The following is a 20,462-nucleotide window of genomic DNA, read 5'->3' as shown; positions in this document are numbered from 1 at the left end:
GTGCGAGCGTCCGACCGGAGCGAGAGTCCGTCCCGCGGTGAGGGTGCGTCCTACAGGTGCGGGTAGTCGGTGTAGCCGTGGTGGTCACCGCCGTAGAAGGTGGCGGGGTCCGGTGTGTTGTAGGGGCCCTGGGCGGCCAGGCGGGCGGGCAGGTCGGGGTTGGCGAGGAACAGTGCCCCGAAGGCGATCATGTCCGCGGTGCCGTCCTGGATGAGGGCAAGTGCGTCCGGGCCGGTGGGCTCGGGGTGGGTGAGCGGGTTGAGGACGAACGTCGAGGGCCAGCTCTTGCGCAGGCGGATGGTCAGTTCCCGGTCGGCTCCTTCGATCATGTGCAGGTAGGCCAGGTCCAGGTCGCCGAGCTCGGTGACGAGGGTGGTGTAGGTGGCCTCCACGTCCGCCGCGTCCGTCTCGGCGATGTCGTTGTAGGGGTTTCCCGGCGAGATGCGGAAGCCGGTGCGGTGGCCACCGATCGCTTCCGCGACGGCGGCGGCCACCTCCAGAGCGAAGCGGACCCGGCCGGCGACGCCACCGCCCCAGCCATCAGTGCGCCGGTTGGTGTTGGGGGCGAGGAACTGGTGGATCAGGTAGCCGTTCGCGCCGTGGATCTCGACCCCGTCGAAGCCGGCGGCGATCGCGTTGCGTGCTGCGTCGGCGAAGTCGGCGACGGTACGGGTGATGGCCTCGGCGTCCAGTTCCTGCGGGGTGACGAAGTCCACCGCCCCCTGGTGGGTGAAGACCTGGCCCTTCGCGGCGACGGGTGAGGGCGCGACGGGGTGCAGACCGGCGGGAAGGAGACTGGGGTGGCCGATGCGGCCGGTGTGCATCAACTGCGCGAAGATCACCCCGCCCTTGGCGTGGACGGCGTCGGTGACCTTGCGCCAGGCGGCCACCTGTTCCGGCGAGTGCAGACCCGGCGTGTCGGGGTAGCCCTGGCCGACCGGCGAGGGCTGTACGCCTTCGGTGACGATGAGGCCGGCGCTCGCGCGCTGGCTGTAGTAGGTCGCCATCAGGTCGGTCGCGGTGGCGCCCGGCCCGTAGGCCCGGCTGCGGGTCATCGGCGCCATCACGATGCGGTTGGCCAGCGACCGGCCGGCCACATCGACCGGGGCGAATGCGTTCGTCATGAGAATCTCCCTGCTGTCACAAAGAAAGAAAGATGGAAGAAAAGAGGGGCGTCCACTGCGTCGCCGGCCTACGGGTCGTCTCCGCGCGCCGGTCCGGTCACGGGGCCGCGCCCGTTTACTCGCCGGAGGGCTGCCGGCTGTGATCCCTGACCGACTTCTCGATGATGCGCGCACACGCGGTGAACATCTCGATCCGGTCAGGGGACAGATCGCGTACGGAGATCCGTTCCAGGGTGCGCCACAGGTCGGCGACGGGCTCCCGCAGGGCGTGGCCGGCGGCGGTGAGGTGGACCACCATGACCCGTCGGTCGTGGGCAGCGGGCTCCCGGGTGAGCAGTCCGGCCTCCTGCATGCGGCGCAGTGACTTGGAGACGGTGGAGTGGTCCAGGCCGACGCGCTCCAGCAGTTCCGCCTGGGTCTGGCCGTCGCGGTCGAAGAGCTGCATCAGCAGCAGTTCCTGTCCCGGGTGCAGGTTCAGGGCGCGCAGCATGGCGGCGGCGTGGCCGCGGTGGGCGCGGGCGAGCCGGAAGACGGCGTAGCTCAATCGCCCGTCGCGCGCCGCGTCCGGTGGCTCCGGTGAGGTGGTGTCGGACATTGCCGCTCCCTCATCACAAGAGTGGGATGGGGCAGGTCAGTTGACGGTGAGGACGATCTTGCCTCGGTTGTGGCCGGCGTCGCTGGCCTGCTGGGCCTTGGCCGCTTCGGCGAGGGGGTGGGTGGCGCTGATCGTGGTGACCAGGATGCCGTCGGCGGCCTGCCGGGCCAGTTCGGCGAGGCGGGCGGCGGAGCGGCGCTGCGGGCCCTCGGCGAAGACGACGCCGAGTTCACCGGCGCGGAAGTCGGCGGTGGTGACGATCCGGTCGGTGCCGCCGCGCAGGACGATGGAGTCCTCCAGCGCGCCCTTGCCCGCGGCGTCGAAGACGGCGTCCACGCCCTCGGGGGCGAGCTCGCGGACCCGCTCGACCAGGTTGTCGCCGTAGACCAGCGCGGTGGCGCCGAGGGAGGTGACGTACTCCTGGTTGGCCGGTCCGGCGGTGCCGATGACGCGGGCGCCGCGTGCGACGGCGAGCTGGACGGCGATGGTGCCCAGCGCGCCGGAGGCGCCGTGGATCAGCAGCGTCTCACCCGAGGTGACACCGAGCAGGTCCAGCACGCGTTCGGCGCCGTCGCTCGCCACGGGCAGGGCGGCTGCGTGCGCCCAGTCCAGGCCGGCCGGCTTGGGGGCGAGGACGGCCGCGGACGCCAGGGCGTACTGGGCGTAGGAGCCGGTGTCGGACCAGCCCAGGACCTCGTCCCCCACCTTCAGGTGGTCGACTCCCTCGCCGACGGCGTCGACCACACCTGCGATCTCCCCGCCGGGCACGGCGGGCAGCGTGGTGGGGAAGATGGCCTCCATACCGCCGGAGCGGATCTTGCCGTCCACCGGGTTGACGCCGACCGCCCGGACGCGCACACGGACCTGGCCGGGGCCGGGCCGGGGGATGTCGATCTCCGCCTCGTGCAGGACCTCGGTGCCGCCGAACGTGTCGAAAACAATGGCCTTCATGACTGTGGTCCCCTCATGTGGGTGGCTGCGTTGACCACTTTCTGTGGCCAGCCACATAAAAGTAGCACCGATTATGTGGCTGGCCAAGTGATTGTTCGAGGGGATCCCGGAGGCAACCTGCCTGTCGTCACACGATGGCGAGCACGAGCGGTCGGCACATCACTCCAGCGGACGCGACCGAACCACCTTCCCCGTGTGAGCGGGCGACGACGCGGTCCCCGGCATCCGGGCCGTGCGCACCGACGGAACCGTGCGGTTCCACTCCGGCGGCCGTACGGCCCTCACGGGCTCGCGCGCCGAGGTCATCGGGACGTCGGGCCGCTGGAGGACACGCGTCGCCATCGGGTGAACCGCGGCTCCACGCAAGCGGGCGAGGGCCGCCGGAAGCATCCTTCCGACGGCCCTCGCCCGCTCTGCACGGCCGCAACCGTGACGTCAGCCCCGGTGCGCTCCAGTGCTCGACTGAGGCCGCCTGCTCTTGGTGCCGTTCGGCCACAGCCTCGGCCTGCGCTTCGCCGCGATGTCCTCGACCCAGCCGACCGCGAGGACCATCAGGCCGATCAGCGGCCAGACGAGGGCGAACATCCAGAGGGTGTACGCGCCGTCGAGGGCGGCGACGGCCCGGTCGCTCTGCATGAACGGGAGCTCGTAGGCCAGGTCGATGATCGGGACGGTCGCCATGATCAGCAGGTTGTGCCACAGGTAGATGGTGACCGCGCGGTTGTTGGAGAGGGTCACCAGCTTGTCCCATGTGGCCAGGCGGCCCGGGAGTTCCTGCCAGGACGGGGAGTACTGGAGCAGGATCACGACGAAGCCGAAGGACCAGGTGGCCTGGGCCAGCGGGATGTCGTTGAGGTCCCAGCCGTCGGGGCCGAGGTGGTTCGAGGCCCACCACAGGCCGAAGGCCATCACCAGGGACGCGCAGGACACCGAGACGTACCGGGGGATCTGCTTCAGCAGGCCCTCGTGGTGGGCGAAGCCCAGCACCCAGCAGCCGCCGTAGACCGCGAAGTCGGTGACCGCGTTGCCCGTCTCACCGGGGATGGTCACCACGCCCGTGCCGACGATCGCCGTCAGGCCCAGCGGCGCGAGCAGTGTCGGCCAGGGGGCCTTGCGGAACAGCCACAGCAGCAGCGGCGACGCGATGACGAACCAGAGGTAGGCGCGCAGGTACCACAGGACGCCCGCGGCCTGCACCGCCCAGGTGTCCTCCAGCAGGCCGGACTTCGAGCCGACGTGCCAGGGGTAGGGCGGGGCGCCGATCGGGACGATGTAGTTGAACAGCTCGATCAGGCCCCAGGTGCCGCCGTGGTCCGGATCCTCGGACGGGTTCCAGCCGTTGGCGAACATCATCGCCAGCACGACCGCGGAGAACGCCCACAGGGGCGGCAGGAGCCGCCGGACGCGGCCGCGGATCACGCCCAGCGCCGGACGCTTCAGCGAGCGTGCCATCAGCGAGCCCGCCAGCGCGAACATCACGCCCATCGACGGGAACACCACCGTCAGCCAGGCCCAGCCGAAGAGGTGGTACACCACGACGCGGACCAGGGCGATGGAACGCAGCAGGTCCAGGTACCGGTCGCGGCCCGGCTTCCCGGGCGCCGGGGCGGGAGCGGGCTCGGGTGCGGGTTCGGTCGTACGCTGCCGGGGGACCGGGTACGGCGTTCCGTGCGGGCCCGCCGGTTCCGGGCTGGTGCCCGTACCGGTCGTGTATCCGTGGGTCATGCCACGGGCCTCCGATCATCGCTGTGCGGGGCGCGCTGGCCCGGCACCGCTCCGGCGACGGGTGCTCCGACCACGCCGGTGCGGCGCAGCTTCTGCCAGCGCAGGCGGCCACCGGTGAGCGCGGTGATCCAGGACTGGAGCAGCACGACGTACATGAGCTGGCGGTAGAGGATCTGCTGCAGCGGCAGCGAGATCAGGTGGGTCATGCGTTCACGGTCGAGGTGGAAGGCGTACGCCGCGCAGACCGCCTGGATGGCCAGGACGCCCAGCCACGCCATGATCGTCTTCTCGGTCGGGCCGAAGACGATGCCGTAGAGGAGGAAGACGTCGATCAGCGGGGCCAGCAGCGGGGCCACGATCATGAACAGGGAGACGAAGGGCAGGCCGATGCGGCCGAAGCGGCCCGAGGGACCCTTGTCGATCACCGCGCGGCGGTGCTTCCAGATGGCCTGCATGGTGCCGTAGGACCAGCGGTAGCGCTGGGACCACAGCTGCTGGACGGACTCCGGGGCCTCGGTCCAGGCGCGGGCGTTCTCGGCGTAGACCACGCGCCAGCCGGCGCGGTGCAGCGCCATGGTGACGTCGGTGTCCTCGGCGAGCGTGTCCTCGCTCATGCCGCCGATGGGCTCCAGGGCGGAGCGGCGGAAGGCGCCGACCGCGCCGGGGATGGTCGGCATGCAGCCCAGGATGTCGTACATCCGGCGGTCCAGGTTGAAGCCCATCACGTACTCGATGTGCTGCCAGGCGCCGATGAGGCTGTCCTTGTTGCCGACCTTCGCGTTGCCCGCCACCGCGCCGACCCTGGGGTCGCCGAAGGGCTGGACGAGTTCGCGGACGGTGGACGGTTCGAAGACGGTGTCGCCGTCCATCATCACGACGATGTCGTAACGGGCGTTGGCCAGGCCCCGGTTGAGCGCGGCCGGCTTGCCCGCGTTGAGCTGGCGGATCACCCGTACGTTGGGCAGGCCCATCGCCTCGACGATGCGGGCGGTGCCGTCGGTGGAGCCGTCGTCGATGACGAGGACCTCGATCGGGTGCTCGCTCGCCATCAGGGAGTTGACGGTGTTCTCGATGCACTTGGCCTCGTTGTACGCCGGGACCAGCACCGTCACGGGTTCGCTGACCGGCGGGCCCCAGCGGAAGTTCCTGCGGCGGACGCGGCGGGCGTGGACGCCGGAGAGGAGGAGCATCAGCACGAAGCGGCCGATGACCAGGGTGCCGATGATCGCGAGGCCGACCACCAGGACGTCGGTGATGTGCTCGGAGGCCTGGACCAGGAAGATCCACGCCTTGCCCTTCCAGAGGTCGGCGCCGGTGACCGGGCTGTGCGCGCTGGGCGCGTCCAGGGCCTCGGTGAGGTTGTCGAACTCGTAGCCCTTGTCCTTGAGGTCGGGCAGGAACTTGTCGAGCGCCGCGACGGTCTGGCTGCGGTCGCCGCCGGAGTCGTGCATCAGGACGATGGCGCCCTTGCCGCCCTCGGGCGTGGCGCGGCGGATGATCTCGTCGACGCCGGGCCGCTTCCAGTCCTCGCTGTCGGTGTTGTTGACGACGGTGAGGTAACCGCGGCTGCCGATGTACTGGGTGACCGGCCAGGTCTCGTTGTCCATGGCCTCGGCGAACGAGGAGTACGGCGGACGGAAGAGGGAGGTGCGGATGCCGGCCGCGCCGGTGATCGCCAGCTGGTTCTGCGACAGCTCCCAGTCGATGCGCTTCTCGGACTGGAGGGCGAGGTCGGGGTGGTTGAAGGTGTGCAGGCCGATCTCGTGGCCCTCGTCGACCATGCGCTGGACGAGGTCCGGGTAGCGGGAGGCCATGGTGCCGGTGACGAAGAAGACCGCGTGCGCGTCGTGCTTCTTCAGCACGTCGAGCACCCTCGGCGTCCAGGTCGGGTCCGGGCCGTCGTCGAAGGTGAGGACGAGGCGGCGGTCGGGCACGCTCAGGCTCTGGGCCTGCCCGGCGCGGGCGTCGATGACCGGGCCGCCCTCGAGTATCTCCTTGGGCACGTGCGTGGTGGGGGCGGGCTTCTGGACGCGGTGGTCGGCGAGGATCTCGCTGTGCACGTAGCCGCGCAGCATGAGCATGGCCGACAGGGCGACGAGGACGAGCACGGGGAGCAGCAGGCGCAAGGGCACGCGGCGGCGCGGGGAACCGCCGCGGGGCCGGCGGGCGGCCCTGCGGCGGGGTGAGCGGGATGCCATCAGAGGACGTTCTCCGGGGACGGTGCGGCGGGGGTGGTGGACGGCTCCGGCTGAGCGGCGGAGCCGTCGGCGGCGACGACCGGCTGGTCGGCGGGGGCGCCGGCGACGCTGTCGGTGCCACCGGCCTCACCGCCGCCGGTGGGGGCGGTCGTCACGGGATCGGGTTCCTCGGACGCCGGCGGGTCGGCGGGCGCCGTGCTCACCGTGTCGTCCGGGGGCGTGGTGGTGACGTCACCGTCGGTGTCCGGCTTCGTGGTGTCCTCGCCGGTCGCCGTCGGTGTCGGGGCGACGGCGACCGGCTGGTCCGCGGTGCCGGCCCCGCCGTCCGTCGCGGGGGCGGTGGCGTCGGGCGCGGGCGGCGTCGGGGTGCCGGTGGCCGACGTGTCGCCCGGGACGAGGCTGGTGCCGGCGCTGGGCGTGGCGCCCGTCTCCTCGGGCCGGGGTGTGGTCTCGACCTGGCCGGCGGGCTTGTCCTCCTGGCCGGGGACGGGCATCCAGGGGGCGTCGGAGTTGCCGGACAGCAGGGTGGCGACCATGACGACGGCGTAGCCGGCGCAGGCGAGGCCGACGGCCAGGCCGATGCGGCGGTAGAGGCGGCTGCGGCGGCCGGACTCGTCGACGAACACGGGTCCGCCGGCGGCGTCCTGCCCGCCGACCGCGCGGCCCGGCGTACGGCGCAGTTCGAGGCCCTCCCCGATCTGCACGGAGTCGAGCTGGACCGTCACCTCGTGCGGATCGTGGGTGGCCGCGGCGGAGTCGCCGGGCTCCTCCTGCCAGGGGTCGCGGACGGGGATGCGGGAGGCCACCGGGGCGCCGGGGGCCACGGCGGGGCTCAGGAGCTCGGTCGGCGCACCGGAGTCCGGGGAGGAGCGCAGGAACTCGGTCGGCGCACCGGAGTCCGGGGAGGAGCGCAGGAACTCGGTCGGCGCGCCGGGGTCGGACGACGGCCCGGAAGCCGCCGGGAAGACGGCTGTCCCGGGGCCCGACGACGAGCCCCCGGAGGTCGCCGGGAAGACGGCTGTCCCGGAGTCGGGCGACGGGCGTCGGGGGGACGGCGGGGAGCCGGCCGCCCCGAGGTCGCCCGAGGGGCGTGCTCCGCCCGGCCGGGAGGAGGAGGGCCCTGCCGTGCCGGCGCCGGGGACGCCCGGCTGGCGGGGGACGCGCAGGGCGGTGGTGCGCTCGCTGTCCCAGGGGCCGTCCGCCGGGTTCCCGGAGGGCTCGGGGCGGTGCGGTGCCGCGGTGCGCCCGGCGTTTCCGGGACCATCCGGCCGGCCCTCGGACGGCGCCGTCCGGCCCGGCGCCGTGGTGCGCCCGGCGTTCCAGGAACTGTCCAACCGCCCCTCGGACAGCGCAGGCCGCCCCGGTGCCGCGGTGCGCCCGGCGTTCCAGGGACTGTCCGGCCGCCCCTCGCCCGGCGCAGGCCGGCCCGCTACCGCGGGGCCACCGAGGTCACCGGTCCGCGGCTCGGGCCGGGCGGAGGGCTCCGCGCGGTGGGCGGCGTCGGGCAGGAGCCGGGTCCGGTCGTGGCCGCTGGGGAGGACGCCCAGGCGGGCCCAGCGGTCCTCCAGGGAGCCGGGGCCGGAGTCGGCCCGGCGCACGTCCGCGCCGGCGGGCTTCTCGCTCAGGGGGAGGACCCTGGTCTCCCGCAGGTCCTCGTCCTCGGCGTTCCTCCCGAACGCCGGCACACCCTCGGGCCGTTCCGGTTGGGCGTCTTCTCGCCACTTTTCCACGCGCACGCACTTCCCCCCAGAGGGCACTTTCGGCGCGCGTACGACCCGAGCACCCGCCGACGGACCGGGCCCCCACCCGCTCCGAGCGCCCCGTTTATCACACTGTGCTCGGGGACCGAATGTAGCGCACGTGGAGGTCCTGTGTTCCCGGTGCGGCCATTCGTATCAGGAGTGAGACATCACTGGGCCGCCATCACGACAATATCCCGCTCGGGCAGCCACCCCCCGGCCGGCCGCCGCAACCAGCCCTCCTCGGCGGCGACGAGGGCCGCCGCCCGCCGCAGAGCAACCAGAGCGGGATGAACCAGCCCCTTCCGCCACACAAGGGACACGGGCGACAGCGGAACCGGGTCCACGAGGGGGCGCAGCACCGTCGAGGGCAGTGGCGGAAAATCGATCACGGCGAGGACCGGATGGCGTGTCCTGGCCATGATCCGCTGGAACTCCTCCTCCCCGACGGCCAGCGGCGCGGGCGGCGCGAGCACGATCCCCCGCCCCTCGAACAGCGACCGCGCGAGGTCCGTCCACTCCGGCGTACGGGGATTGCCGGCCCCGGCGTAGACCGTCTCGCCGGCGAGCGCGGCGAGCGGCACCTCGGGCAGGGCGGCCAGCGGGTGGTCCTCGGGCAGGACGAGCGCCATCGGCTCGTGGCGCACGGGCTGCTGGTCGAGTCCGGCGCGCAGGGCGGGGGCGAGGCCCGCGAACCGTCCGAACGACGCGTCGATCCGCCCCGCCAGCAGCTCCCCGGCGGCCCCGGTCAGCCCGCTCTCGTAGCGGGCCATCAGTTCGTGCCCGGGGGCGAGTTCGCGGGCCCGGTGCAGCACCCGGCGCGGGGTGTGCAGGCCCGGGCTGTTGAGGTCCACCAGCAGGGGCCGGGCCCGTCCGGCGGCGGCGAGCAGGTCGTCCTGCGCCTGGAGCACCGCGCGGGCGTACGGCAGCAGGCGTTCGCCGTCGGCGGTGAGCGTGACCTGGCGGGTGGTCCGTACGAACAGTTCGCCGCCCAGCTCCCGCTCCAGCCGCCGCACGTCCCTGCTGAGCGCCTGCTGGGCGACGTAGAGGCGGGCGGCGGCCCGGGTGAAGTGCAGCTCCTCGGCGACGGTCACGAAGGCGCGCAGCAGACGGGGCTCGAGGTGGGCGGGGGCGGGCATGGCGCGAACTTACAACACGGGTGCGTCAATCGGTGCCGGGAAGGTGTTGGACCGGCCGCACGGCCACGGGCGACGGTGGGGCCATGCCCCAGCCGACCTCCCGCTCCCGGGAGACCCCCCTGCTCACGGTCACCGCCGACACCCTGGTCGCCGTCGACTTCGGCCCGCGCGGGCGGAGCGGACCCCGCGCGAAGGGCCCGTACCGCCGGCTTTTTGCGCTGCCCGGCGCCCGCGCGTTCACCGCCGGCAACCTCATCGCGCGGCTGCCGATGGGCATGCTCAGCGTGAGCGCGGTCGTGATGATCGCCGGGACGCGGGGTTCGTACGCCCTGGCCGGCGCCGTCACCGCGACGGGCCTGGCGGCGACGGCGGTGGTCGCCCCGTGGACCGCGCGCCTGGTCGACCGGTACGGGCAGGCCCGGGTGGCCCTGCCGGCCACGGTGTTCGCCGTGCTCGGCTCCCTCGCGCTGCTGCTCTGCGTCCGTCACGGCGCCCCGGACTGGACCCTGTTCGCCTCCTACGCCGCCACCGCCACCACCCCCAACACCGGCGGGATGTCGCGGGCCCGCTGGGCGCATCTGCTGAAGGGGGACGCCGAGGCCCTGCACACCGCGAACTCCTTCGAACAGGCCGCGGACGAACTGTGCTTCATGCTCGGCCCGGTGCTCGCGGCCTTCCTGTGCGCGACGTTCTTCCCGGAGGCGGGCACGCTCGTGGGCGCCGTGCTGCTGCTGACCGGCGTCCTGCTGTTCACCGCCCAGCGGTCGACCGAGCCGCCGGCCGCCCGGCGTTCCTCCGCGCGGGCGCCGCTGCGGTCGCCCGGCATGCGGCCGCTGCTGGTGGTCTGTCTCGCGACGGGGGCGGTGTTCGGCTCGATGGAGGTCGTCACCCTCGCGTTCGCGGACGAGCGGGGGCACCGCTCGGCGTCCGGCGCGGTGCTCGCGCTCCAGGCGGCCGGTTCCTGTGCGGCGGGGCTGCTGTACGGGGCGGTGCGCCCGGCGGGGTCCGCGCGGTCCCGGCTGCCGTGGTGCCTGGCCGCGATGACCGCGCTGATGACCCTGCCGCTGCTCGCGGCCGGGCTCACCGGCTCCCTCCTGCCGCTGGCGGGGGCGCTGCTGGTCGCCGGGATGGCGACCGCGCCGACGATGGTCACCACCATGACCCTGGTCCAGCGGTACACGCCCGAGGGACGGCTGAACGAGGGCATGACGCTCGCGGTGACCGGTCTGCTCGGCGGGATCGCCTGCGGCAGCGCGGCGGGCGGCTGGACGGTGGAGCACCTCTCGGCGACGGCCGGGTACGGCGTGCCGGTGGCGGCGGCCGCGACCGCCCTCCTCGTGGCCCTCTGCACCCTCGTCCTGTTCGGGCCGTCGAACCGCTCCACGGATTCCCTCCCGACCCATTGACGGCCACAGGGACCGGACATACCTTCACCCGTCGAAGCGCTTCGAAACCGCTTTCTGCATCCCCCACGACCGTGCAGATGAGGACCCCCGATGGTGAAGATCACGGATGTGGCCCGGCGCGCCGGGGTCTCCCCCAGCACGGTCTCGTACGCGCTCAGCGGCAAGCGTCCGATCTCCGACGCGACCCGGCTCCGGGTCCAGGCGGCCGTCCGCGAGCTGGGCTACCGCGCGGACGGCGGCGGCCGGGGCGCGGCCGGCCGCAGGTCGAGGGTGCTGGCCCTGGCGGTCCCCGTGCGCTCCGGCGTCCACGTGCCGGTGGTGACGCGGTTCGCGGTGTCGGTGGTCACCGCCGCCCGCGCCCACGACCACGACGTGCTGCTGCTCACCCAGGGCGAGGGCGAGGAGGGCCTCGGGCGCGTCGCGGACACCGGGCTGGCGGACGGGGCGATCGTGATGGACGTACAGCTCCAGGACCCCCGGCTGCCGCTGCTGCGCTCGGGGGCCCTGCCGTCCGTGCTGATCGGCGTGCCCGCCGAGCCGGACGGGCTGACCTGTGTCGACCTGGACTTCCGGGCGGCCGGCGAGCTGTGCGTGGACCATCTGGCGCGGCTCGGGCACCGGGTGGTGGCGCTGGTCGGCTCGCCGCCGGAGGTGTACGTGCGGCGGACCGCGTTCGCGCGGCGGCTGGTGGAGGGCTTCACGGCGGCCGCCGACCGGCACCGGCTCACCTCGGCCGTGCACCCGTGCGGGACCGGCCGGGACGCCGCCCGCGCGGTCGCCGAGCGGCTGGTGCGCGAGCTGCCGGCGCTGACGGGGGTGGTCGTGCACAACGAACCGCTCCTCGATCCGCTGATCGACGCCTTCGAGCGGCTGGGACTGAGCGTCCCCGGCGATCTGTCCCTGACCGCCGTCTGTCCCTCCCCCGTCGCCGCGTCGGCCCGCGTCCCGGTCACCTCGGTCGCCGTGCCGTCGGCGGAACTGGGCACCCGCGCGGTGCACCTGCTGGTGCGGAAGCTGTCCGGTCTCCCCGTACCGGAGACGACCCTGCTGCCGCCCCGGCTGACGGAACGGGCGAGCACCGCGCCGCGCGGGGTGTGACGGTGGTCCGGCCCCGGCCCGGCTCCCGGGCCTTCCCGGGGCCGTGGGACAGCCGTACGAGAGCCGGAACCGTACGGGAGACGAGAACCGCATGACAAAGGCCCCGCCGCTCGAAGCGACGGGGCCCGTGCCCACATGGGATGAGTGGAGATGGCGGGAATCGAACCCGCGTCCAACGGTGCGGAACCAGGGCTTCTCCGTGTGCAGTCGGCTGTGCTTTTCTCGGCCCCGGAGATCACGCCGACAAGTCTCCGACGGGCCCAGTCACTGTGTGGTTTCCCTCTTCACCCCGTGACCGGGATCAAGGTTTAGTCCCCTAGCTGATGCCAGGATCCGGGTCGGGAACATCCCCGGGCTGACACTCCCTTAAGTAGGGGAGCCGCTGCTCGCTACCTGAAGATCAGGCAGCGAGGGCGAGCTCGCCCTGGGAGATGGATCGCTTGGAATTGGCGATTATTTTTTTCGGCCTGTGGTTTACGAGATCATGGCCGCTTCCTCGACACGCTTCCCCTGCTTCGACAGCCGCTGTCGAAACCGATCATCCCCATGTTGATTTTTCAAGACCCTCCGAGGAGGGGGCACGCACCCGCTGTGAGGTGCTGTCGCCATCGTACGTGACCAACGCGGGTCGGTGCCAGCGTATTCCCCGGCACTCCGCACAGGCCCGTGCGCGCCGCTCAGGGGGCTTACGCGCGCTGCTTGCGGCGCACCGCGGAGATCGCCCGCTCGGTCTCGCGCCGGTCCTGCTTCTCCCGGAGCGTCTGCCGCTTGTCGTACTCCTTCTTGCCCTTGGCCAGCGCGATCTCGACCTTCGCGCGGCCGTCCTTGAAGTACAGGGCGAGCGGCACGATGGTGTGGCCCGTCTCCTGGGACTTGGACTCCAGCTTGTCGATCTCCGCGCGGTGCAGCAGCAGCTTGCGCTTGCGCCGCGCGCTGTGGTTGGTCCAGGTGCCCTGGCTGTACTCCGGCACGTGCACGTTGTGCAGCCACGCCTCGTGGCCGTCCAGCTGGACGAAGCCGTCCACCAGCGACGCCCGGCCCTGGCGCAGGGACTTCACCTCGGTGCCGGTGAGGACCAGGCCCGCCTCGTAGGTGTCGATGATGAGGTAGTCGTGCCGCGCCTTCTTGTTCTGCGCGATCAGCTTGCGCCCTTTTTCCTTAGCCATAGTGCCGCCCATTTTCGCACTACGGAGGGGGTCGGCGGGAAGCCGATTACCGCCGGTGCCCTACCGGCCGAGTCCGCTGAGGACCGTCTCGGCCCGCTGGAGCGCCTTTTCGTCGGCCTCCAGGTCGGGGGTGAGGCCCCGGCCGTCGACGCCCCGGCCGGAGGGGGTGCGGTAGTGGCCGACGGTCAGCTCGGCGACGGAGCCGTCGGGCAGCGGGGCCGGCATCTGGACCGAGCCCTTGCCGAAGGTGCGGGAGCCCACGACCACCGCCCGTCCGCGGTCCTGGAGGGCTCCGGTGAGGAGCTCGGCCGCGCTCATCGTCCCGCCGTCGACGAGCGTGACCAGGGGTCTGGTGGTGTCGCCGCCGGGCTCGGCGTGCAGGGCGCGCTGCTCGCCCTCGACGTCGTACGTGGCGACCAGGCCGCCGTCGAGGAAGGCGGAGGCGGCGGTGACCGCCTCGGCGACCAGCCCCCCGGGGTTGCCGCGCAGGTCGAGGACGATGCCGGCGCCGGCGGGGGCCTGCCGGACGGCGGTGCGGACCTCGTCGCCGGAGCCCTTGGTGAAGGCGCCGACCGTGATGACGGTGGCCCCGGAGGCGAGCTCGCGGACGGTGACGGTCTCCCGGGAGAGCCGGACGCGGCGCACGGTCTCGCTCCAGGCGCGCCTGCCGCGTTCCAGACCGAGGCGGACGGTGGTGCCGGCGGACTCGCCGGTGGTCTCGCCGCGCAGTAAGGAGACGACCTCCGTGACGGGCCGGCCGTCGACCTCCTCGCCGTCGACGCTGCGCAGCCGGTCGCCCGCGCGGATCCCGGCGTCGGCGGCGGGCGTGTCGTCGCCCACCTTCGTCACCTCGATACGGCCCTTCCGTTCGCGGGCCCACAGGCCGACGCCGGTGTACCGGCCGTCCAGGGCGTCCTCGAACTCCTCGTACTCGCCCGGGGAGTAGACGGCGGCCCAGCGGTCCCCGCTGCGGCTGACGGCGCGCCGGGCGGCCTCCAGGGGGGACGCGCCCTCGGCGGCGGCCTCCTCGGCCGCCCTGGTGACGGCCGTGCCGTGGCCGACGGGAGCGGCCGGAGGGGCACCGTCCGCGGTGGCCCCGCCGTCGGCCCCGGGGAGGTTGCCCGTGGCCGCGCCGGCGACGAGCACGCTCGCGAACACCAAGGTCAGGGCGGCCCCGCGGCGGATGCGGCGGGGCTGACAGAACAGGGCACGACCTGACATGCCGGTGAGTCTAGGACAACGCGAAGGGGCGCACGGTCGGTTGACCGTACGCCCCTCTTGGCAAGAGTCACACCTTCAGGTACTTGCGCAACGCGAAGAACGCGGCCAACGCGGGCATCAGCAGACTGGTCGCGAGAATGAGCGGCAGTTTCGTCAGTACGGCGTCCCAGCCGATGAAGTTGATCAGGTTCAGCTTCTCCGACAGGGCCAGTCCGTTGTCGATGATGAAGTACCGCCCGAGCACCAGGAATCCGCACGCGAGGACGCCGCCGATGAGTCCGGCGACGGCGGCCTCCATGATGAACGGCGTCTGGATGTAGAAGCCGGAGGCGCCGACCAGCCGCATGATGCCGGTCTCGCGGCGGCGGCTGAACGCGGAGACGCGCACCGTGTTCACGATCAGCATCAGGGCGACCACCAGCATCAGCGCCATCACCGCGCGGGCGGCCCAGTTCATGCCGTTCAGCAGCCCGAAGAGGTTGTCCAGGATGCCCTTCTGGTCCTGCACCGACTGCACGCCGTCCCGCCCGTCGAAGGCGGTCGCGATGACCTGGTACTTCTCCGGGTCCTTCAGCTTGATGCGGTACGACTCCTGCATCTGGTCCGGCGTCAGCGAGCTGGCCAGCGGGGAGTCGCCGAACTGCTCCTTGTAGTGCTTGTACGCCTCGTCCTGCGACTCGTACACCACCGAGTCGACGACCGACATCTTCTCCAGGTCGGCCTTGATCTGGCCCTTCTGGTCGTCGGTCACCGCGCCCTTGGCGCAGTTGGGGTCGGACTCGGCGTCACTCTTGTTGCACAGGAAGATGGAGACGTTGACCTTGTCGTACCAGTAGCCCTTCATGGTGTTCACCTGGTCGCTCATCAGGAGCGACCCGCCGAACAGGGCGAGCGACAGGGCGACGGAGACGACGACGGCGAAGGTCATCGTCAGGTTGCGACGGAGACCCACACCGATCTCCGACAGGACGAACTGGGCGCGCATGGCGTCTGATCAAGCCTTTCCGTGGAGCGTCAGTGCTGGTAGCCGTAGACGCCGCGTGCCTGGTCGCGGACGAGACGGCCCTTCTCCAGTTCGATGACGCGCTTGCGCATCTGGTCCACGATGTTCTGGTCGTGCGTCGCCATCACCACGGTGGTGCCCGTCCGGTTGATCCGGTCGAGCAGCTTCATGATGCCGACGGAGGTCTGCGGGTCGAGGTTGCCGGTGGGCTCGTCGCAGATGAGCAGCTTGGGCCGGTTGACGAAGGCCCGCGCGATGGCGACGCGCTGCTGCTCACCGCCGGAGAGCTCGCCGGGCATCCGCTCCTCCTTGCCGCCGAGCCCGACGAGGTCGAGCACCTGCGGCACGGACTTGCGGATCTCGCCGCGCGACTTGCCGATGACCTCCTGCGCGAAGGCGACGTTCTCGGCGACCGTCTTGTTCGGCAGCAGGCGGAAGTCCTGGAACACGGTCCCCAGCTGGCGCCGGATCTGCGGCACCTTCCAGTTGGAGACGCGGGCGAGGTCCTTGCCCAGGACGTGCACCTGTCCGTGGCTGGCCCGCTCCTCGCGGAGGATCAGCCGCAGGAAGGTGGACTTTCCGGAGCCGGAGGACCCCACGAGGAACACGAACTCGCCCTTCTCCACTTCCAGGGAGACGTCCCTGAGTGCGGGGCGGTTCTGCTTGGGGTAGGCCTTGGACACGTTGTCGAATCGGATCACGGATGCACCACGGTTAGCCGGGGGTAGATGAGCGTGACCATACGCGAACCGGGGAGGCGAGCGCAGGCACCGGTGGGGGTTGCGGAAGAGATGCGCCCTTTGTGCCGGTGCCGGGCGGGCACGGCACCCCGGGGGCGCGGGGGGACGGGCGGGCCGCCCGCACGGCGCCGCGGCCGCGGAGTCCCCCGGAACCACCCCTCCGGGAAGGACCCGGCGCGGCTTGCCCGGGAACCTGGCACAGTGGAGGGGAACGTTCACGAGAGGGTGGGCGTTGTTCATCTGGAATCGGTGCGAGGAGGGCGAGCGCATGACGTACGACCGGCTGGTGTGCGCGAACTGCGCCGCGCCCGTGAGCGAGGGCCGGTGCCCGGTGTGCCGTGCGAACCGCGAGCGGCTGCAGCAGGAGAACTTCTTCGCGGGACTGAACCCCATGACGCTGATCGCACTGCTGGCGGTGCTGGTCGCGGCGGTGGCGCTGCTCGCCCACCAAACCGCCTGACGTACGGATACAGGACGTAACGAAGGGCCCGGAGCGTGGGTGCGCTCCGGGCCCTTCGTCCTACGTCACGCGTGCGGTGCGTACGCGCGCGGCCACCGTCAGGCGGCGGCGCCGCCGCGGCCGGTCATCAGGCGCGGCAGCACCCGGAAGCCGACACCGCCGGCGATCATCGTGGCGGCGCCGATCAGCAGGAAGGTGGTCTCGGCGGCACCGGTCTCGGCGAGCTCCTTGCCGTCGCCCTGGGCCGAGGTGGCCGGGACGTCGTCGCCGGTGTCGGTGAGGGCCGAGGAGCCCTGGTCCTGCGGAGAGGCGTTGTTGCCGCCGTCCGGGGTGGTGCCGGGTCCGCCGTCACCGTCGTCACCCGGGGTGGTCGGGTCCTCGGAGGGCTCCTCCACGGGGTTCTCGCCGCCGGGCTCCTCACCACCGGGCTCCTCGCCGCCCGGCTCCTCGCCGCCGGGGTTCTCCCCGCCCGGCTCTTCCCCGCCCGGCTCCTCGCCACCGGGGTTCTCCCCGCCCGGCTCCTCGCCGCCCGGCTCCTCGCCACCGGGGTTCTCCCCGCCCGGCTCTTCCCCGCCCGGCTCCTCGCCACCGGGCTCCTCGCCACCGGGCTCTTCCCCGCCGGGCTCTTCCCCGCCGGGGTTCTCACCGTCGTCCGGGCACTCAGGACCGGCGCCGACCTCACACCCCGGGTCCGGCTCGTCGCCCTCGACGGTGACTCCGATGTTGAGCTCGAGCGCCGAAGCGGCACCCGCCGCCGTCAGCGAGGCGCCGGCCGCGATCACGGCGCCGGCCGCGATCCGAGCGACACGGATCCGCGTCTTCTTGGTCATATGGTTGCTACCCCCAGTAGCTCATCGTCAATGAGGCGGCGCTCGGGGCGGTGATCAACAGGGGTGACTGTGCGGTGAAACGCCCCCCGGTTCACATGCGCCCCGGAGATACGCATGCCGCGCTTCACCTTTCCCATTTTCCAAAAGAACGTCAAGGCCGTTGCGCACGCGTTGTCCGCCTACGCGCGCTTTGCCGGACAACGAAGCTGTGAGTGTGATGTAAAACCCAGGCATCCCCGGCACGAAAAGGCAACTGCCGCCCAGAAGGCGGCAGTTACCTTGTCGACAAATCGGCGCTCGCGGGTGGGGTTACTTCTCCTGCTGCTTGCGCCAGCGAATTCCGGCCTCCAGGAAGCCGTCGATCTCACCGTTGAACACGGCCTCGGGGTTTCCGACTTCGTGCTCCGTGCGCAGGTCCTTGACCATCTGGTACGGGTGCAGCACGTACGAACGCATCTGGTTGCCCCAGGAGTTGCCGCCGTCGCCCTTGAGGGCGTCCATCTTGGCCTGCTCCTCCTGGCGGCGCCGCTCCAGGAGCTTGGCCTGGAGGACGTTCATCGCGGTGGCCTTGTTCTGGATCTGGGAGCGCTCGTTCTGGCAGGAGACCACGATGCCGGTGGGGAGGTGGGTGAGCCGCACCGCGGAGTCGGTGGTGTTCACGCCCTGGCCGCCGGGGCCGGACGAGCGGTACACGTCCACCCGCAGCTCGGACTCGTCGATCTCGATGTGGTCGGTCTGCTCGACCACGGGGAGGATCTCGACGCCCGCGAAGGAGGTCTGGCGGCGTCCCTGGTTGTCGAAGGGCGAGATGCGCACCAGGCGGTGCGTGCCCTGCTCGACGGAGAGGGTGCCGTAGGCGTAGGGCGCCTGGACGGAGAAGGTGGTCGACTTGATGCCCGCCTCCTCCGCGTACGACGTCTCGATCAGCTCGGTCTTGTAGCCGCGCTGCTCGGCCCAGCGCAGGTACATGCGCTGGAGCTTCTCGGCGAAGTCGGCGGCGTCGACGCCGCCGGCCTCCGCGCGGATGTTGACGAGCGCCTCACGGGAGTCGTACTCGCCGCTGAGCAGCGTCCGGACCTCCATCTCGTCCAGCGCCTTCCTGACCGCGGCGAGCTCGGACTCGGCCTCCGCGAGGGTGTCCGGGTCGTCCTCCTCCTCGGCCATCTCGAAGAGCACGGAGAGATCGTCGATCCGGCCCCGGAGCGCCTCGGTCTTCCGCACCTCGGCCTGGAGGTGGGAGAGCTTGCTGGTGATCTTCTGCGCCTCGTCCGGGTTGTCCCACAGGGACGGCGCGGCCGCCTGCTCCTCGAGCACGGCGATGTCTGCCCTCAGCTTGTCGAGGTCCAGAACGGCCTCGATCGACTCCATGGTCGAGGAGAGGGACTTGAGCTCTTCGGATACATCGACGACTGCCACGCCCTCCAGCGTAACGGCTCCGCCGGCCGGCCCATGCAGTGCGGCGGCACGGAGGCCCGCCGGACGAGTGGGCTCCGCCCCAACGCCCCGAGCGGGCCGGTTCGCTTGCCGGCGTCGGGGGTCGGTCCGCTTGCCGGCGCCGGCAGGGTGCCTCCCCAGAGGGGGTACCCCCAGCGCCCACCCTCCCCCACTCCCGGCTCCTCCCCCACTCCCGGCTTCGCTCGAGCGGGGGGGACCCCCATGAGCGGGGGACCCCATCGCCCTGGGGGCACCTCCCAGGCCTTTGAGGCACTGGGGGAGGCACGACTGCCCGCAGCTATGCGGTCAAGGATTGGCCGGGGCCGAGTCCCGGGTGTCCTGGGGCGGGGCCGTGTCGTCCTCCGCCGTGGCCAGCCAGGTGCCGACGCCCGCCGCCGCCAGGACCACCGCCGCCACCGCCAGGGTGAGCCGGCGTCGGCGGGTGACCGCGCGGTTGCGGGCGGAGCCCGGACGGCGCGCGCCCGCCGCGCGGGGCGCGCGGGCCGTGCCGCGGGCGCCGCCGGCCAGCTCGTCGGGGGCCGGCACCCTCATCGACGTGTGCGTGTCGCGACTGGAATCGGCCGGTTTCGCGCCCGGCACCAACGGGACCGCGCCGCGGCGCCGCACCGGCTCCCCCGCGACCGGGGCCGCCCCGGAGGGCTGGAGCTCCTCCCCCGCCTCCTCCGCGGGCTCGGTGTCCGGCTCGTCCACGTCCAGCGGCGGCATCCCCGCCAGCATCGGCAGCAGCTCCCGCAGCCGCGCGCTCAGCTCGGAGGCGCGCAGCCGGGACGCCGGGGCCTTCGCCAGGCACTGCACCAGCAGCTGCCACAGCTCGTCCGGGATGCCCGGGAGGGGGACGACCGTCTCGGTGACGTGGCGGCGCAGCACCGCGCCCGGGTGCCCGCCGCCGAACGGCGTGAAGCCGGCGAGCAGCTCGTACAGGACCGTGGCCAGCGCGTAGATGTCGACCGACGCGCGCGGGGGCAGGCCCTCGACGATCTCCGGCGCCAGGTAGTCCGGCGTTCCGATGATCTTCGTGGCCCGGGTGCGGCGCGGGGTGTCGATGAGTTTCGCCACGCCGAAGTCGGTGAGCAGGGCGCGGTGCGAGCCGCCGGGGCCGAGCGGGCCCTGCATGTCGAGCAGCACGTTCTCCGGCTTCACGTCCCGGTGCACGACCCCGGCCGCGTGCGCCGCCGCCAGGCCGTCGGCGATGTCGGCGGCGATCGCCACGGCGGCCTCCGGCGCCAGCCTGCGGTCCCGGTCGAGGCGGGTGCGCAGGTCCGTGCCGCGGACGAGGTCCATGACCAGGGCGAGATCGTTCCCGTCGACCACCAGGTCGCGCACGGAGACGACGTGCGGGTGTTCCAGACCGAGCAGCGCCGTCCGCTCCTGCACGAAGCGGCCGACGAGCTCCTGGTCCGAGGAGAGATCCTCACGCAGCAGCTTGATGGCGACGGGCCCGTCGGGGCCGTCGCCCAGCCACACCGTGCCGGCGCTGCCCCGCCCGAGGATCTGATGGGCGGTGTACCGGCTGCCGATTCTCCGTGCCAAGACTGCTCCTACCGACGCGTGTTGTCGCCAAAGCTACGCGTCCGGAGCGCCGGCCTTCACGGCGGATCCGGAAATCGGCCCT

The 20,462-nt window shown here is 72.3% G+C and carries 17 protein-coding genes and 1 other RNA gene; 3 read left to right on the top strand and 15 right to left on the bottom strand.

What is annotated here, in order from left to right; genetic code table 11:
* Nucleotides 1-50: 50 nt before the first annotated feature.
* From ACFY3N_RS04060 to ACFY3N_RS04030, 7 genes are all read right to left on the bottom strand, one after another.
* Nucleotides 51-1,124: an alkene reductase gene (locus ACFY3N_RS04060; protein ID WP_390815072.1), complete on the bottom strand. Its 1,074-nt coding sequence runs from the start codon at nt 1,122-1,124 to the stop codon at nt 51-53.
* Between the two features lie 115 nt (nt 1,125-1,239).
* On the bottom strand, nt 1,240-1,719 hold the full coding sequence (locus ACFY3N_RS04055) for a MarR family winged helix-turn-helix transcriptional regulator (protein ID WP_390815071.1): 480 nt from the start codon (nt 1,717-1,719) through the stop codon (nt 1,240-1,242).
* Nucleotides 1,720-1,755: 36 nt separating this feature from the next.
* A complete protein-coding gene (locus ACFY3N_RS04050; protein ID WP_390815070.1) occupies nt 1,756-2,670 on the bottom strand; it encodes an NADP-dependent oxidoreductase in 915 nt (304 codons plus the stop codon).
* 435 nt (nt 2,671-3,105) lie between these two features.
* Nucleotides 3,106-4,395 (bottom strand): acyltransferase, encoded by a 1,290-nt coding sequence (locus ACFY3N_RS04045; protein ID WP_390815069.1) that lies wholly within the window; start codon nt 4,393-4,395, stop codon nt 3,106-3,108.
* Nucleotides 4,392-6,593: a polysaccharide deacetylase family protein gene (locus tag ACFY3N_RS04040; RefSeq protein WP_390815068.1), complete on the bottom strand. Its 2,202-nt coding sequence runs from the start codon at nt 6,591-6,593 to the stop codon at nt 4,392-4,394. Before ACFY3N_RS04040 ends, ACFY3N_RS04045 begins: the two co-directional genes overlap by 4 nt.
* Nucleotides 6,593-8,323: a hypothetical protein gene (locus tag ACFY3N_RS04035; protein WP_390815067.1), complete on the bottom strand. Its 1,731-nt coding sequence runs from the start codon at nt 8,321-8,323 to the stop codon at nt 6,593-6,595. Before ACFY3N_RS04035 ends, ACFY3N_RS04040 begins: the two co-directional genes overlap by 1 nt.
* 179 nt (nt 8,324-8,502) lie before the next feature.
* Nucleotides 8,503-9,471, bottom strand: coding sequence for a LysR family transcriptional regulator (locus tag ACFY3N_RS04030; protein WP_390815066.1), 969 nt, complete (start codon nt 9,469-9,471; stop codon nt 8,503-8,505).
* A gap of 83 nt (nt 9,472-9,554) precedes the next feature.
* Here ACFY3N_RS04030 and ACFY3N_RS04025 point away from each other — a divergent pair, with 83 nt between their 5' ends.
* Together ACFY3N_RS04025 and ACFY3N_RS04020 are read left to right on the top strand one after the other, a co-directional pair.
* Nucleotides 9,555-10,877 (top strand): MFS transporter, encoded by a 1,323-nt coding sequence (locus tag ACFY3N_RS04025; protein ID WP_390815065.1) that lies wholly within the window; start codon nt 9,555-9,557, stop codon nt 10,875-10,877.
* Nucleotides 10,878-10,967: 90 nt separating this feature from the next.
* Complete coding sequence (locus ACFY3N_RS04020; RefSeq protein ID WP_390815064.1) at nt 10,968-11,975, top strand: LacI family DNA-binding transcriptional regulator; 1,008 nt, start codon at nt 10,968-10,970, stop codon at nt 11,973-11,975.
* Between the two features lie 142 nt (nt 11,976-12,117).
* Here ACFY3N_RS04020 and ssrA read toward each other — a convergent pair.
* From ssrA to ftsE, 5 genes are all read right to left on the bottom strand, one after another.
* Nucleotides 12,118-12,521: a transfer-messenger RNA gene (gene ssrA, locus ACFY3N_RS04015) on the bottom strand.
* 140 nt (nt 12,522-12,661) lie between these two features.
* A complete protein-coding gene (gene smpB / locus ACFY3N_RS04010; RefSeq protein ID WP_145868947.1) occupies nt 12,662-13,141 on the bottom strand; it encodes an SsrA-binding protein SmpB in 480 nt (159 codons plus the stop codon).
* Between the two features lie 60 nt (nt 13,142-13,201).
* The gene (locus ACFY3N_RS04005) at nt 13,202-14,362 is read right to left on the bottom strand and encodes a S41 family peptidase (protein ID WP_390815063.1); all 1,161 of its coding nucleotides are present in this window, start codon (nt 14,360-14,362) and stop codon (nt 13,202-13,204) included.
* 67 nt (nt 14,363-14,429) lie between these two features.
* Nucleotides 14,430-15,347, bottom strand: a complete 918-nt coding sequence (ftsX, locus tag ACFY3N_RS04000) for a permease-like cell division protein FtsX (RefSeq protein WP_390815062.1) — start codon at nt 15,345-15,347, stop codon at nt 14,430-14,432.
* Between the two features lie 29 nt (nt 15,348-15,376).
* Nucleotides 15,377-16,066, bottom strand: a complete 690-nt coding sequence (ftsE, locus tag ACFY3N_RS03995; RefSeq protein WP_030868506.1) for a cell division ATP-binding protein FtsE — start codon at nt 16,064-16,066, stop codon at nt 15,377-15,379.
* 307 nt (nt 16,067-16,373) lie between these two features.
* On the opposite strand from ftsE, the gene ACFY3N_RS03990 reads away from it, so the two are divergent.
* Nucleotides 16,374-16,565 carry a hypothetical protein gene (locus ACFY3N_RS03990; protein ID WP_142195050.1) on the top strand — a complete coding sequence of 64 codons (192 nt, stop codon included), beginning with the start codon at nt 16,374-16,376 and terminating at the stop codon, nt 16,563-16,565.
* A 98-nt stretch (nt 16,566-16,663) separates the two neighbouring features.
* On the opposite strand, the gene ACFY3N_RS03985 is transcribed toward ACFY3N_RS03990, so the two are convergent.
* From ACFY3N_RS03985 to ACFY3N_RS03975, 3 genes are all read right to left on the bottom strand, one after another.
* Nucleotides 16,664-17,395 (bottom strand): LPXTG cell wall anchor domain-containing protein, encoded by a 732-nt coding sequence (locus ACFY3N_RS03985; protein WP_390815061.1) that lies wholly within the window; start codon nt 17,393-17,395, stop codon nt 16,664-16,666.
* A gap of 309 nt (nt 17,396-17,704) precedes the next feature.
* The gene (gene prfB, locus ACFY3N_RS03980; RefSeq protein WP_390815060.1) at nt 17,705-18,811 is read right to left on the bottom strand and encodes a peptide chain release factor 2; all 1,107 of its coding nucleotides are present in this window, start codon (nt 18,809-18,811) and stop codon (nt 17,705-17,707) included.
* 324 nt (nt 18,812-19,135) lie between these two features.
* Entirely contained in the window at nt 19,136-20,380 is a 1,245-nt protein-coding gene (locus ACFY3N_RS03975; RefSeq protein WP_390815059.1) for a serine/threonine-protein kinase, read from the bottom strand.
* Nucleotides 20,381-20,462: the final 82 nt, after the last annotated feature.

Source organism: Streptomyces sp. NPDC000348 (assembly GCF_042898795.1).
In the GTDB taxonomy this organism is placed as follows: Bacteria; Actinomycetota; Actinomycetes; order Streptomycetales; family Streptomycetaceae; genus Streptomyces.
This window is presented reverse-complemented; position numbering and strand designations above follow the sequence as displayed.